We start from the raw sequence: 13,838 nt of genomic DNA, 5'->3' as shown, positions 1-13,838 counted from the left end.
CGGCCGCCTTCACGGAGAACCTTCGACATGAATCCGCCCAACCCCGACCGCTTTTTCGTCTACGTCGCGAACTCGAAAGATGGCGACATCAGCGTACTGCATCTCGACGCCACTCGCGGCACGCTCGCGCCGCATGCCCGCGTGCGCGCGCAGGACAACGTGATGCCGATGGCGCTCACGCCCGAGCGCAAGCGCCTGTACGCGGCCACGCGCGGTGCGGACAAGCGCATCAACGACTACGCCATCGACGCGCAATCCGGCGGCCTCGCGCCGCGTGTGCAAACACCGATCGATTCGAGCTTCGCCTATCTGTGCGCGGAGCCGCTCGGGCGCTTCCTGCTGGGCGCATCGTATGGCGAGCACCGCCTTTGCCTGTACCGCGTGACCGATGTGGAAAGCGGCAAGGGCGAACCGCTCCAGGTGATCGAGGGTATCGAGCATGCGCATGCCGTGATCGTTTCCGCCGATGGGCGTTTCGCCTACGCGTCGTCGCTGGGCAGCGATCGCGTGTTCTGCTTCGCGCTGGAGGAGGCCGGCCGGCTCGTCGAGATCGGCACGGTCGACCTTGGCGCGGGTTTCGGCCCGCGGCATCTGCGCTTCTCGCCGGACGGCGATGTGCTGTACGTGCTGAGCGAATTCCGCGCCACGGTGGCGGCGTTCGCGCGCGACGCCGCCACGGGCAAGCTCACGGCGCGGCACGTTTCGCCGCGCGCCGCCGCGCTTGCGCATCTGAATGACGGCTTCGCGCGCCCCAGCCCCACGGACCCCGTGCAGCCCGATCCGGCCGAACTGGCGAAGCTCGTTTGGGCCGCCGATATCCACGTTTCGCCCGATGGCCGCTTCGTCTACGTGTCGGAGCGCACCACGAGCCAGATCCTCACGCTGCGCGTGGCGCAGGACGGCGCGCTCGAATACGTGGGCGCGAGCGCGACCGAAACGCAGCCGCGCGGCTTTCGCATCGATCCCACCGGGCGCTTTCTGGTGGCGTGCGGAGAGAAGTCGCAGCACGTCTCGGTTTATGCGATCGATACGGTCAGCGGCGCGCTCACGCCCGTCTCGCGCTGCGAGGGCGGCAACGGCGCGAACTGGGTGGAAATCGTCGCCGCGAGTTCGTAACGGCTTTAGCGTCTTCTAAAGTGCTTTAACGGCACGAATTTAGACAATTGAAACGTTTGATTTTGAGGGCGCCGCGCGCCGCATTTTTACAGGTAATCCGTTCATGTCCACACAAACCGTCCAACCGAACGCCACGCCCGTCGTGACCGAGCTGCGCGTCGTGCCCGTGGCGGGCCGCGACAGCATGCTGCTGAACCTCTCCGGCGCGCACGGCCCGTTCTTCACCCGCAACGTCGTGCTGCTGCGCGACAGCGCGGGCAACACCGGCATCGGCGAAGTGCCGGGCGGCGAGGCGATCCGCAAGACGCTGGACGATGCGCGCGCGTTCGTGGTCGGTCAGTCCATCGGCAACATGCAGGCCGTGCTCAACACCGTGCGCAAGCAGTTCGCCGACCGCGATTCGGGCGGCCGCGGCCTGCAAACGTTCGACCTGCGCACCACGATCCACGCGGTCACGGCCCTCGAAGCCGCGCTGCTCGACCTGCTCGGCCAGCATCTGAACGTGCCCGTTGCCGCGCTGCTGGGCGAAGGCCAGCAGCGCAGCGAAGTGGAGATGCTCGGCTATCTGTTCTACATCGGCGATCGCAACAAGACCGACCTCGCGTACGCGAGCGGGGCCGACGGCCGCGACGACTGGGAGCGCCTGCGCACCGAAGAGGCGATGACGCCGGAAGCGGTCGTGCGTCTGGCCGAAGCCGCCAAAGCGCGCTACGGCTTCAACGATTTCAAGCTCAAGGGCGGCGTGCTGGCGGGCGATGCGGAAATGGAAGCGGTCACGGCGCTGGCCGAGCGCTTTCCCGAAGCGCGCGTGACGCTCGACCCGAACGGCGCGTGGTCGCTGGCCGAAGCCGTGCGCCTGTGCCGCGACAAACACGACGTGCTCGCCTACGCGGAAGACCCGTGCGGGGCGGAGAACGGCTATTCGGGCCGCGAGGTGATGGCCGAATTCCGTCGCGCCACGGGCCTGCCCACGGCCACCAACATGATCGCGACCGACTGGCGGCAGATGGGTCACGCCATCCAGCTCCAATCCGTGGACATTCCGCTCGCCGACCCGCACTTCTGGACCATGCAGGGCTCGGTGCGCGTGGCGCAGATGTGCAACGACTGGGGCCTCACGTGGGGCTCGCATTCGAACAACCACTTCGATATCTCGCTTGCGATGTTCACGCATGCCGCCGCGGCGGCGCCCGGCAAGATCACGGCCATCGACACGCACTGGATCTGGCAGGACGGCCAGCGCCTCACGCGCGAGCCGCTGCAAATCGTGGGCGGCAAGGTGCAGGTGCCGCAAAAGCCGGGCCTCGGCATCGAGATCGACATGGACGAGCTGGAGAGGGCGCACGCGCTCTACCAGCAACACGGCCTCGGCGCGCGCGACGACGCCATCGCCATGCAATACCTGATTCCCAACTGGAAATTCGACAACAAGCGTCCGTGCCTCGTGCGCTGAACGCCGTCTTCAACCGAACATTTTTACCGACTCAGCGACAGGATCCACACCATGACCACGCCGCAAGAACTCAAGCAAATCGTCTCCGAAGGCCTGCTTTCGTTTCCCGTGACCGACTTCGACGCGCAAGGCAACTTCCGCGCGAACACCTATGCCGAGCGCCTGGAATGGCTGGCCCCGTATGGCGCGAGCGCGCTGTTCGCGGCGGGCGGCACGGGCGAATTCTTCTCGCTCACGAAAAGCGAATACTCGCAGGTCATCAAGACGGCCACTGAAACCTGCAAGGGCAAGGTGCCGATTCTCGCGGGCGCGGGCGGCGCGACGCGCGTGGCCATCGAATACGCGCAGGAAGCCGAGCGCAATGGCGCGCAGGGCATTCTGCTGATGCCGCACTACCTCACGGAAGCGTCGCAGGAAGGCATTGCCGCGCACGTGGAGCAGGTTTGCAAGGCCGTGCCGAAAATGGGCGTGATCGTTTATAACCGCGCCAACTCCAAGCTCAACGCCGACATGCTCGAACAGCTCGCGGACCGCTGCGAGAACCTGATCGGCTTCAAGGACGGCGTAGGCGAGATCGAGGCGATGGTGACGATTCGCCGCCGTCTGGGCGACCGCTTCTCGTACCTGGGCGGCCTGCCCACGGCCGAAGTCTACGCGGCGGCTTACAAGGCGCTGGGCGTGCCCGTGTATTCGTCGGCGGTGTTCAACTTCATCCCGAAGACGGCCATGGCGTTCTACCGTGCGATTGCCGCCGACGACCACGCGACGGTCGGCAAGCTCATCGACGAGTTCTTCCTGCCGTACCTCGCGATCCGCAATCGCCGCGCGGGCTACGCCGTGAGCATCGTGAAGGCGGGCGCGAAGCTCGTGGGCCGCGACGCGGGCCCGGTGCGCGCGCCGCTCACCGACCTCACGGAAGAGGAAGTGGCGCAGCTCGACGTGCTGATCAAGAAACTCGGCGCGCAGTAACACCGCCAGGGCCCTCGCGGCCCTGTTTGCCGATTAAAGGCGCGATAAAGGCGCGCGTACGGCTCAGGCGTTCTCGGCCGTGTCGCCGAACAGGTCCAGGTTGGCGCGCTCGCGCTTGCTGTTACCTTTGCGTCCTTTGCCGGCCTTGCCCTCGTTGTCTGCGGCCTTGTCCGCCTTGTCCGCTTTTTCGCGGCGCGGCTTGCCGAACACCTCGTCAGGGGTGAAGCCGTATTCGGCGATCGTCGCGCGCACGCTGGCGAGGGCCTGGTTCGCCGCTTCGGCGCGCGCCGCTTCGATGCGCTCGTCGAGCTCGCGCTTCTGGGCGAGCAGTTCGCGGTAGGTTGCCATGGGTAAATCGTGTCGAGTGAAAACGAGCCGCTGATTTTACGCGCTGCGCGAGGTTTGCGCGGAATTTGCGCTTCAAGCTTCAAAGATACGCGGCGAGCAGCGCGACCACGACGCCCGATACGCCCATCAGCAAGGCCGCGAGCCACAACGATCCGCGTGCGGGCGCACGCACCGAGGCGGGCAGGCGCTTTTTGCCGGTGAGCATCGGGCCGACCAGATTGTGGCCTTTCGCGAGCGCATAGACGGCGATCGCGCACACGTGCAGCACGACCGCGCCCGCGAGCACGTCCCAGCCCAGCGCGTGCAGGCTGCCGATCGCATTGGCGATTTTCGCGGGCACGATTTCGCTGAGCGGGCCTTCGTCGGCGATGTCGTTGTTGTCGTAGAGGCCGGTGAGCGTGACGACGAGCAGCAGTGCCAGCAGCAAGAGGACCATCCAGCCGCCCGCCGCGTTGTGGCCCACCTGCACGTCGGGCTCGCGCCGCAACAGATGCCGCAGGTGCTCGACCGCCTTGTGCGGCGAGGCGACGAAGCGCGAGAAGCGCGCGGTCTCGCTGCCGAAACACCCCCACAGGATGCGAAACAGCACGAGCGCGAGCAGCGTCTCGCCCAGGCGCACGTGGGTCTGCATCCAGTTCAGGCGTTGCGTGACGTACGCGGCCGCCACCAGCACGACGGTCAGCCAGTGAAAAAGCCGCCTGGGCAGATCCCACACCCGCACGCTGCGCGCAGGGCGGTCGTCGGTTGCGGGCGTGACGGATGTCGTGGCAGGAGGGCGGGATCTCATGATCGGGTGCGGGCGGGCGCGGCGCTCCTGGACATCATAGGCCAGGAACGCCCGCTTCGGCCGGGCGCAACGCGCAGGCGCCCGGCATGCATGGCGTCGCGCCACGACTTCGGCGATACTTGCCGCTGACCTTACACTCCTTGCAAGCCGACCTGGCAGATGGAAAAAAACCGACTCGAAGCCTTCAGCGACGGCGTGCTCGCCATCATCATCACCATCATGGTGCTGGAACTCAAGGTGCCGCACGGCGACGACCTCGCCGAGCTCGTGCCGCTCTGGCCGGTGTACCTGAGCTATGTGCTGAGCTTCATCTACGTGGGGATCTACTGGAACAACCATCACCACATGCTGCACGCGGCGCGGCGTGTGAACGGCGCGGTGCTGTGGGCCAACCTGCATCTGCTGTTCTGGCTTTCGCTCCTGCCGTTCACCACGGGCTGGATGGGCGAGAACCACTTCGGCCGCTGGCCTACCGCGCTTTACGGCGTCAACCTGCTGCTGTGCGCCGTTGCCTATGTGGTGCTGCAATTCGCACTCGTGCGCTATCACGGCACGCACAGCGCGCTCGCCATCGCGTTGGGCAACGATGTAAAGGGCAAGATTTCGCCGGTGCTCTATCTCGCGGGCTTCGCGCTCGCGGCGCTCGATTACCCGCATATTGGCGCGATTTTCTACTTCATCGTCGCGCTGCTCTGGCTCGTGCCCGACAAGCGCATGGAGCGGCTCGCCATGACGACGAGCGAACAGAAGGACGAGTAGCCCGGGGCAAGGGCCCGCGCTTGCACGCCAGGCCCCTGCGACATCACTTCATCATCAGCCTGCCAGGTGCTTGCGCTTGGCAAGTTCCTGCGCCTTCGCGTAGTCGGCCTGGATCACGGGCAGACCTTCCGTCGCGGCCTTCTTGAGGCCCGCGTCGCGACCCGAGGCGATCTCCGCCTGGAACGCCGAAAGCGTTTTCTGCTGACCGGCCAGCGCAACCTGCTCGATATACGCCTTGTCGAAGTCCGCGCCGCGCAAGTCCTTCACACCGGCCAGCACGGCGGTGTCGGGATCGTCGCGCGGCACGTCCACGCCGCGCGGGCTCGCCGCGCGCATCGAATCCGAAAGCTTCGTGTAGTCGGCGACCAGTTTCTCCGCGAAGGCCTTCACTTCGCGGTCAGTCGAGCGCGAGTCGGCAATGCGCGCGGCATCGCGCTGCGTCGCGACCGTTTGCGTGCCGTCGGCGACGAAGGCCTTGTCGGCCGCGTGCAACTCGTGCGCGCCGGCCGTGGCCGCGGTCGTGGCGGAAGCCGCGGCGGGCGCGGGGGTTTGCGCATGGGCGCTCAACGTGACGGCGCAGAGGCTGGCGGCCGAAGCCGTGATGAGAGAAGCAAGCGAGAGGCGGGTCATGTGAACTCCTTTCTGCGTGATTGGTATCGAATGCACGCGCAACGCCGTGGGCAGTGCGGCTTTGCGCGGGACCGTCTTGCGTGAAGCGCTTTGCTGCTCAACGGTCTGAGGAATTCTAGGAACTCGGCCGCGCTACAGGTGAAACGATCGCGTCGCTTGTGTAACGGTTGGTAAGAGGCCCGGTGCGAACGATCGACTGTCATGTTCGTTGTCAAGCACGCCGCCATGTCATGCGTTTATGCGGATACGGCGTTTTCCATTCGCGCCAACCGGCGCACAATGTCCCTCGGCGCGGCAAGCGGCGCGCTGCGAAACATCCCACGATCTGGGCACGCACTCGTGCGTGCAAAAAAGCAGACCAACGAGGAAGGAGACAGGATGGACGACAAACTGGTTGCAAGCGCATCCACCACGACCACGCTCACGAACTTCCGCTGGCGTGTGCTCATCTGGCTGCTGATCGGCGGCATCATCAATTACCTCGATCGCGCGAATCTCGCGATTGCAGCGCCTGGCATGATTCAGGACCTTGGCCTCACGCGCACGCAAATCGGGCTGCTCGGCACCGTGTTCGCGTGGACTTACGCGGTCATGCAACTGCCGGCGGGCTGGATCATCGACCGCTTCGGCGCGAAGCGCGCCTATGCGGTGGGCATGATCTGGTGGAGTGTGGCGACCTGGCTCACGGGCGTGGTCGGTTCGATCTCGGGGCTCATCGTCATGCGCGTGCTGCTCGCCGTGGGCGAGGCGCCGTGCTGGCCGACTTCCGCGAAGATCACGGCCGCCTGGTTTCCGGCCAAGGAGCGTGGTTTCGCGACCGGCATCTGGGATTCGTCGTCGAAGTGGGGGCCCGCGCTCGCGCCCGCCGTGCTGGTCGCGCTGATGATCGCGTTCGGCTGGCGCTCGCTGTTTCACGTGACGGGCGCCATCGGCATCGTCTTTGCCGTGCTGTTTCTGCTTCTCTATCGCAACCCCGCGCAAAGCAAGCGGCTCACGCGCGAGGAGTTCGCCTATATCGAAGCGGGCGGCGGCGGCCACGAGCGCTCGCTCAAAAGCGCGCCCATTCGCTGGCGCGCGCTGTTCGCCTCGCGCAGCGTGTGGGGCATGATCTTCGGCTATTTCTGCGCGATCTGGCTGTGGAATCTCTTTCTCGTGTTCCTGCCGCTCTATCTGCTCGATCGCTTCCATATTTCGTTCGCACAACTTGGCGTCTATGCGAGCATTCCGTGGTTTGGCGGCGCGGCGGGCGAGATTGCGGCGGGCTGGGTCGCGAAGAAGCTCGTCGATCGCCACGTGGCCTCGCCGATGGTCGCCAAGCGCATGCTGATCGTGGCGGGCTCGCTTGGCGCGGCCGTGTGCGCGGTGGCGCTGCCGTTCGTGAGCACGATAGGCGCGACGGTCACGTTGATGACGCTCGGGCTGGCGTGCATCGCGGCCACCATCGGCAATGCGTGGGCGCTCGCGGCCGACATCGCACCGTCTTCGATGGTCGCCTCCGTGAGTTCGATCCAGAACTTCGGCGGCTATTTCGGCGGCGCATTCTCGCCGGTCGTGGCCGGTTTGATCGTCGACCGCACGGGTTCGTACTCGCTCGCCTTCGTGATGGGCGGCGTGATTGCCGGGTGCGCCGCGCTCTTTTACTGGTTCATGGCGCGCGACACGGTGGGGCAGCCCGCGCAACCGGCGCGCGCGGCGTGAGGAGACGAACGTGAACGCCTACGAAAGCGACCCATGGCGCAAGCTGTATGACCCCGGCATCGACGCGAACCCGAAGCCTGAATACAGCAACGGCCTCGACATCTTCGCAGCGGCGCTCGCGCATGCGCCACACGCCAGCGCGCTGCTCTACTTCGACGGCAGGCTCGACTGGCAAGCGCTCGATACGTGGAGCGACGCCGTAGCCTGCGTGCTGCACGACCACGAGGTGCGACGCGGCGATCGCGTCGCGCTCTATTTGCAGAACGTGCCGCAGTTTGTGATCGCGTTGCTCGGCATCTGGAAAGCGGGCGCGGTGATGGTGCCGATCAACCCGATGAACCGCGCGCGCGAATTGCGGCTGCTGCTCGACGATTCGCAAACGCGCGTGCTGATCTGCGACGACGCGCTCGAAGGCGAAGTGGTGCGCGAAGTGATCGAGTGCATCGAGGCCGACGGCAAGACCGCGCCACACGTGCTCACCACCGGCGCGCGCGCCATGCAAACGCGCGACGACCCGCGCGTGTTCGTCGCGCAACGGGATGCAGCCGGAACAGGCGAGGGCGCTCGCGATCTCCTGAGGGCGGCGCGGGCCGCGCAGGGTCGCAAGCCCGCACCTGTCACCTTCACGGCCGACGATCCCGCCATGCTCGTCTACACCTCGGGAACGAGCGGCCGCCCCAAAGGCGCGATCTGCACGCACGGCAATTTCGCGTTCAACGCGCAGACGTACCGCGATTTCGTCGGCCTGCGCGAGGGCGGCCCGATTCTCGGCGTGGCGCCGCTCTTTCACATTACCGGACTGGTCGGCCATATCGGCGCGGCATTGATCGCGCGCGCCGCTCATCCTCATGCATCGCTTCGATCCCGGCGCGACGCTCGACGCCGTAGCGGAACATCGCGCGGAGTTCACGATCGGCGCGATCACCGTGTTCATCGCGCTGCTGCATCACGCCGATGCCGCACCGGAAAAACTGGCGACGCTCACGAAGATCTATTCGGGCGGCGCACCCATTGCGCCCAGCGTGGTCGAAGCGTTTCGCGCGAAGTTCGGCCACGACATTCACGGCGCTTATGGGCTCACCGAAACGAACTCGCCCACGCATATGGTGCCGTTGCTCAGGCGGGCGCCTGTCGATCCGCACAGCGGCGCGCTGGCCATAGGCGTGCCGGTTCCGGGCGCACAGGCGGCGATCGTGGACGAGGCGGGCCAGATGCTCGCACCGGGCGCGACAGGCGAGATCGTCTGCCGTGGGCCGATGGTCGTGCCCGGCTACTGGAACAACGCGGCGGAGACGGCCAACGCGTTCCGCGACGGCTGGTTCCACACGGGCGACGTGGGCTTCATGGACGAGGCGGGCTGGTTCTATCTGGTCGATCGCAAGAAGGACATGATCAATGCGGCCGGTTTCAAGGTATGGCCGCGCGAAGTCGAGGACGTGCTGTACAGCCATCCCGCCGTGCGCGAAGCCGCCGTGGTGGGCGTGCCCCATCCAAGGCGCGGCGAGACCGTGAAGGCCGTCGTGAGTCTGCGCGCGGGCGCGACGGCGGACGCCGCGGAGTTGATCGCGTTCTGCAAGGCCCGCATGGCCGCGTACAAGTACCCGCGCGTGGTCGAGTTTCGCGACGAATTGCCGAAAACGGCAACGGGGAAGATTTTGCGGCGCGAGTTGAGGTAGCGAGGGCGCGGCATTCGCGCTTTCAAACCGTATTCCCGTTTTCACTCCCCATGACGCTGCCGGATTCCGGTCGCGTCATGCGCCTTCGCGTCCATCGCACACCGCATCAGGGCTAACCCGTAGCCCCTCGCGCTCGCAAGCGGGCGCCACGCTCCCCATTGCGGATCGCGTGTTCACTTGACGGAAATCCCGCCTTGGTTCTCCACGGCGCGGCGTAAATTCCTTTTGCATCGAACTCACCCGTCTTTCCGTCGCGCGGAATGAACGCGCGAGGCGAGCGTCGCGCAATCGAGGCTGTTCACGCGCGATGCCAGGACAGTTTCAAAGGATACCTAAGCATGTGATGCAGAACGGGCATGCGGCGCGAGACCAGTTTTGACCAGAAGAAATACACGTGGAGACATTATGAAGGCGAAATCCATCGCGAAGGGCTGCCTGCGCGCGATCCGTTGCGCGGCCATGCTGGCGTGCGGCACGCTGCCGTATCACGCTGCTCAGGCTTCGACTTATCAGCCTGCCGGCATCGATCTCGGCGCGACGACGTTCTACGACGCATTTGGCAGCACCGACCCGGGCTGGGCCACGATCCAGCTTCTGCAATACGAGAACAACGACAAGTTCTATACCAACACCGGCGACCCCAACGGCCTCTTCAAGAACGGCCAGTCGCAGTCGCTCGTGTGGCTGCCGCAGATCATCTACACCTCGCCGTTCAAGCTGCTCGGCGGCGCGCTCGGCTTCACCGTGCTGCAACCGGTCGTTTATCTGAATGCGCACGACGACGCGAACAGCTTTGTTCCGCTCACCTCGAACACGGGCGTGAATGCCGGCGACACCACGTTCGGCCCGTTCTGGCAGTTCGCGCCCGTCATCGCCGGGGGCCGCCCGGTCTTCGTGCAGCGCTTCGAATTCGACGTGATCGCGCCCACGGGCGCCTATGACCCGACGAAACTCGTCAACCAGGGCAGCAACTTCTGGTCGATCAACCCGTACTGGTCGATGACTTTCCTGCCCACGCCGAAGACCGAAGTTTCGATGCGGCTGCATTACCTCTACAACTTCACGAACGGCAACCCCGGCGTCAACAACTCGGACGGCTTCCCCGGCCCGGTCGACTCGTTTCGCGCGGGACAGGCGGTCTGGGTCAACTTCGCGGCCTCGTACAAGGTGCTGCCGAGCGTGGCGGTGGGTCTGAACGGCTTCTGGTTTCGCCAGTTGAGCGACGACCACGTGAACGGCCAGCCGATGGCAGGCTCGCGCACCACGAATCTTTCGCTGGGGCCGGGCGCGATGTGGACCATCAATCCGAAGAACGTCGTGTTCGCCAACATCTATCTGCCGGTCGTGGAGCGCAACACCTTTTCAGGCTTCCATCTGAATCTGCGCTGGATTCACGCGTTCTGAGCCCAGGACCCAAAAAAGGACCCACCAGGAGACCCTCATGAGCTTCACTCGTTCGTCCGCATTCCGGATCGCGGTCATCTACAGCCTCGGCGTGCTCGCCGCCATGACGGTGGGCGGGGCGATACCCGTGCTCGACGCCATCGCCGCCGAATTCCATCCGCGCGACCCTTCGCTCATCGGCCTCGTCATGTCGCTGCCGTCGGTGATGGTGGCGCTCGGCGCGCTCGGCGCCGGCTATTTCGTCGACCGCTTCGGCGACAAGCAGGTGCTCGTGGCCGGCAGCGTCGCCATGATCGTGGGCGACGCGATCGTAGTCGCCGCGCCCACCATGCAGGCGCTGCTCATCGGTCGCGGCGTGTGCGGCCTCGGCTATGTGCTGATGGCGGTTTCGGCCATCACGCTGCTCATTCGCGTGGTGGACGAGAAGCGACGCAACATGGCGATCGCGGTCTGGTCGACCTTCGTGCCCGTGAGCATGATCATTCCGTTCCTCACCGCGGGCCTGGTGTTCGCCACCGGCAACTGGCGCACGGCCTTCATCGGCCATGCCGCGATCACGGTGCTGGCCACGCTCGTGCTCATCGCCAGCATTCCCGCGCGCGACAAGAGCTCGCGTCAGCTTTCGCGCACGGCCGGCATTGGCGCGGTGCTGCGCTCGCCGTGGCCGTATCTGCTCGGCATTTCGATTGGTGGCGACGCGTTCCTGCACGTAGGCATCATCGCGACGCTCGCGCCGTATCTGCACGCGCACTACGGCACGGACCCGATGACGGTGAACATGTGGAACGTGGGCGCGATGGCCATGAACGCGCTCGGCTGCCTGCTGTTCGGCAAGCTGCTCGACTGGGGCGCGCCGCCCGTGCGTACCGGTATCCTCGCGATTCTCGTGACGGGCGTGCCCGCCGTAGCGATCTACGCGCTGCCGCTCGGCGTGCCGGCTTCGATCGCGCTCTCGTGGCTCCTGCTGTTCGCAAGCGGCGTGCTCACGGGCATGTGGGCTTATACGCCGAGCGTGGCGCCTTCGCCCGAGAGCATTGGCGCGACCAGCGGCCTCGTTACGCAAATCACGCTGCTGGGCGTGCTGTTGAGCGGTCCGGTGTGTTTCGCGGCGCAGGCCGCGCCGACACCGTTGCCGATGGTCATCACCATCGTGGCGGGTGTGCTTGCCTGCTCGGTGCGACTGCCGATTCTCGCGCGCGGCACACGCCCGCGCTGGGCAGCCGGGCAGGGCGACGCGAACGTGGTCGCGGCGCACGGTTGAGCCATACGTAAAGAAGGTGACGAAGGTAACGAGGGCATACCTTCACACAGCGGGTTGATGACGGCCGCGAACGACGCGGCCGTTCATCGCCTGGGCTAGCTGGCTAGCCCCTTGTATCGGCGTGATACGCCGCCATCGACTCAATAGCCGCCGCGGTCACGATCGCGCCACTGCCGCTCACGCCACTCGCGCTCGCGCCACTGGTGCTCACGCCATTCGTGCCGGCGCCATTGCTGTTCACGCCATTGGCGCGCGCGCCAGTCGTCGTCGCCGCGCCAGTCCACCGCGACCGGAGCCGGGCCGTATTGCACAGGCGGCGGAGCGGCATAAACCGGTTGCACCGGAGCATACGTCGCGACCGGCACGCCAATGCCCAACGCGACATCCACATGCGCACTTGCCGCGGCCGACGCGGCCAACGTGGCGGCACCCAGGACCACGCCGAGAATCATCTTCTTCATATCGTCACTCCTCCGCACAGGTCGTGCGTTGTTGATGTGCACGGTTCGGAGTCTAGGCGGCGCGTCCTGACACAGGTGCAACGGTGCTGCGAGTTTGGTAACAACGAGTTAGCGCGATTCCTTCGTGGAGATTCGAGCACCTCGAATCGAGCCCTTCCCGTGACGGGATTTTGGTAAGGTTTCGGCTCGGCCGCGCTCGCTGCACGCGGTCGCCCGACAACCATTTCGAGGTGAACGATGAGCAACGCCGCGACGATCTCGCGAAAACGCCGCAAGCTGGCTATCGGATTTCCGTTACTTCTCGGCATGGGCGGCGCGTCGCGCGCGCTGTTCGCCGCCGAGTCGCCATTCGCCGCGATCGAGCGCCGCAGTGGCGGGCGGCTCGGCGTGTTTGCCGTCGATACCGGCTCGGGCGCCACGCTCGCCTGGCGCGCCGACGAGCGCTTTCTCATGTGCAGCACGTTCAAGGGCATGCTGGCCGCGCAGATACTTGCGCGCGTCGATGCGGGGCATGAGCGGCTCGATCGCGAAGTGCGCTATACGGAGCGCGACCTCATCTTCACGTCGCCAGTGACGAAGGCAAATCTCGCGCAAGGCGCGATGACGGTTGGCGCGCTTTGCAAGGCCGCGGTCGAAGTGAGCGACAACACGGCGGCGATCCTGCTGATGCGCGGCGCAGGCGGCCCGGCGGCGCTCACGCGTTTCATGCGCGACATCGGCGACGACGTGACGCGTTCCGATCGCTACGAGCCCGCTTCGAACCAGCGCGACGGCGAGCGCGATACCACGACGCCGCGCGCGATCGTCGGATCGGCTAGGAAGATCTTGCTGGGCGATGTGCTGGGCGCGCAGTCACGCCAGCAACTCGAAGACTGGATGATCGCGTCCACGCCGGGACGCAACCGGATTCGCGCGTCCCTGCCGCCGGACTGGCGCGCGGGCGACCGGCCCGGCACGAGCGTCGAAGGGGAAACCAACGACTACGTGATCGTGCGACCGCCGGGCCGCGCGCCGCTGGTCGTCGCCACGTATTACGATGCGCCGGGGCTCGACATGGCGCGGCGCGAAGCCGTCCTGCGCGAAGCGGGCGCGGCGTTCGTCACGTGGGCGAGGGCGCGTGCGTGAACCGCCCGTGTTTGCCTGTGCGCCGCGCCGGGCGATGTGTATGCGCTTCCGGCATCACATGTTCGGATAGTTCGGACCGCCGCCGCCTTCCGGCGTGACCCACACGATGTTCTGCGTCGGGTCCTTGATGTCGCAGGTCTTGCAGTGCACG

Annotated in this window: 14 protein-coding genes and 1 pseudogene; 10 read left to right on the top strand and 5 right to left on the bottom strand. The window is 66.0% G+C overall.

Annotation, left to right across the window (positions count from 1 at the left end):
• Nucleotides 1-27: 27 nt before the first annotated feature.
• From C7402_RS36420 to kdgD, 3 genes are all read left to right on the top strand, one after another.
• Nucleotides 28-1,116: a lactonase family protein gene (locus C7402_RS36420; RefSeq protein WP_116614028.1), complete on the top strand. Its 1,089-nt coding sequence runs from the start codon at nt 28-30 to the stop codon at nt 1,114-1,116.
• A gap of 103 nt (nt 1,117-1,219) precedes the next feature.
• A complete protein-coding gene (gene gudD, locus C7402_RS36415; protein ID WP_116614027.1) occupies nt 1,220-2,569 on the top strand; it encodes a glucarate dehydratase in 1,350 nt (449 codons plus the stop codon).
• 51 nt (nt 2,570-2,620) lie between these two features.
• Entirely contained in the window at nt 2,621-3,538 is a 918-nt protein-coding gene (gene kdgD / locus C7402_RS36410; RefSeq protein WP_116614026.1) for a 5-dehydro-4-deoxyglucarate dehydratase, read from the top strand.
• A gap of 63 nt (nt 3,539-3,601) precedes the next feature.
• Here the strand turns inward: kdgD and C7402_RS36405 are convergent, their stop codons facing one another.
• Both C7402_RS36405 and C7402_RS36400 read right to left on the bottom strand, forming a co-directional pair.
• A complete protein-coding gene (locus C7402_RS36405; RefSeq protein WP_116614025.1) occupies nt 3,602-3,886 on the bottom strand; it encodes an H-NS family nucleoid-associated regulatory protein in 285 nt (94 codons plus the stop codon).
• Between the two features lie 79 nt (nt 3,887-3,965).
• Entirely contained in the window at nt 3,966-4,673 is a 708-nt protein-coding gene (locus C7402_RS36400) for a cytochrome b/b6 domain-containing protein (RefSeq protein WP_116614024.1), read from the bottom strand.
• Nucleotides 4,674-4,832: 159 nt separating this feature from the next.
• On the opposite strand from C7402_RS36400, the gene C7402_RS36395 reads away from it, so the two are divergent.
• Nucleotides 4,833-5,432, top strand: a complete 600-nt coding sequence (locus tag C7402_RS36395) for a TMEM175 family protein (protein ID WP_116614023.1) — start codon at nt 4,833-4,835, stop codon at nt 5,430-5,432.
• 54 nt (nt 5,433-5,486) lie between these two features.
• On the opposite strand, the gene C7402_RS36390 is transcribed toward C7402_RS36395, so the two are convergent.
• Nucleotides 5,487-6,062, bottom strand: coding sequence for a DUF4142 domain-containing protein (locus tag C7402_RS36390; protein WP_116614022.1), 576 nt, complete (start codon nt 6,060-6,062; stop codon nt 5,487-5,489).
• Nucleotides 6,063-6,440: 378 nt separating this feature from the next.
• On the opposite strand from C7402_RS36390, the gene C7402_RS36385 reads away from it, so the two are divergent.
• From C7402_RS36385 to C7402_RS36370, 5 genes and pseudogenes are all read left to right on the top strand, one after another.
• A complete protein-coding gene (locus C7402_RS36385; protein WP_116614021.1) occupies nt 6,441-7,760 on the top strand; it encodes an MFS transporter in 1,320 nt (439 codons plus the stop codon).
• Between the two features lie 10 nt (nt 7,761-7,770).
• A pseudogene (locus tag C7402_RS48075) lies at nt 7,771-8,535 on the top strand (AMP-binding protein); the annotation flags it as partial.
• 73 nt (nt 8,536-8,608) lie between these two features.
• Nucleotides 8,609-9,436, top strand: coding sequence for a class I adenylate-forming enzyme family protein (locus C7402_RS48070; protein WP_279635593.1), 828 nt, complete (start codon nt 8,609-8,611; stop codon nt 9,434-9,436).
• Between the two features lie 405 nt (nt 9,437-9,841).
• Nucleotides 9,842-10,840, top strand: a complete 999-nt coding sequence (locus C7402_RS36375; protein WP_116614020.1) for a SphA family protein — start codon at nt 9,842-9,844, stop codon at nt 10,838-10,840.
• A gap of 37 nt (nt 10,841-10,877) precedes the next feature.
• Nucleotides 10,878-12,101: an MFS transporter gene (locus tag C7402_RS36370; protein WP_116614019.1), complete on the top strand. Its 1,224-nt coding sequence runs from the start codon at nt 10,878-10,880 to the stop codon at nt 12,099-12,101.
• A gap of 140 nt (nt 12,102-12,241) precedes the next feature.
• Here the strand turns inward: C7402_RS36370 and C7402_RS36365 are convergent, their stop codons facing one another.
• Complete coding sequence (locus C7402_RS36365; RefSeq protein ID WP_112176005.1) at nt 12,242-12,562, bottom strand: hypothetical protein; 321 nt, start codon at nt 12,560-12,562, stop codon at nt 12,242-12,244.
• Nucleotides 12,563-12,799: 237 nt separating this feature from the next.
• Here C7402_RS36365 and bla point away from each other — a divergent pair, with 237 nt between their 5' ends.
• Nucleotides 12,800-13,687 carry a class A beta-lactamase gene (gene bla / locus C7402_RS36360; protein ID WP_116614018.1) on the top strand — a complete coding sequence of 296 codons (888 nt, stop codon included), beginning with the start codon at nt 12,800-12,802 and terminating at the stop codon, nt 13,685-13,687.
• Between the two features lie 54 nt (nt 13,688-13,741).
• On the opposite strand, the gene C7402_RS36355 is transcribed toward bla, so the two are convergent.
• Nucleotides 13,742-13,838, bottom strand: a 97-nt coding sequence (locus C7402_RS36355; protein WP_133254623.1) for a 4Fe-4S dicluster domain-containing protein, incomplete at its 5' end; no start/stop codon positions are given.

This window comes from Paraburkholderia unamae, assembly GCF_003096875.1.
GTDB classification, from domain to species: Bacteria; Pseudomonadota; Gammaproteobacteria; order Burkholderiales; family Burkholderiaceae; genus Paraburkholderia; species Paraburkholderia unamae.
This window is presented reverse-complemented; position numbering and strand designations above follow the sequence as displayed.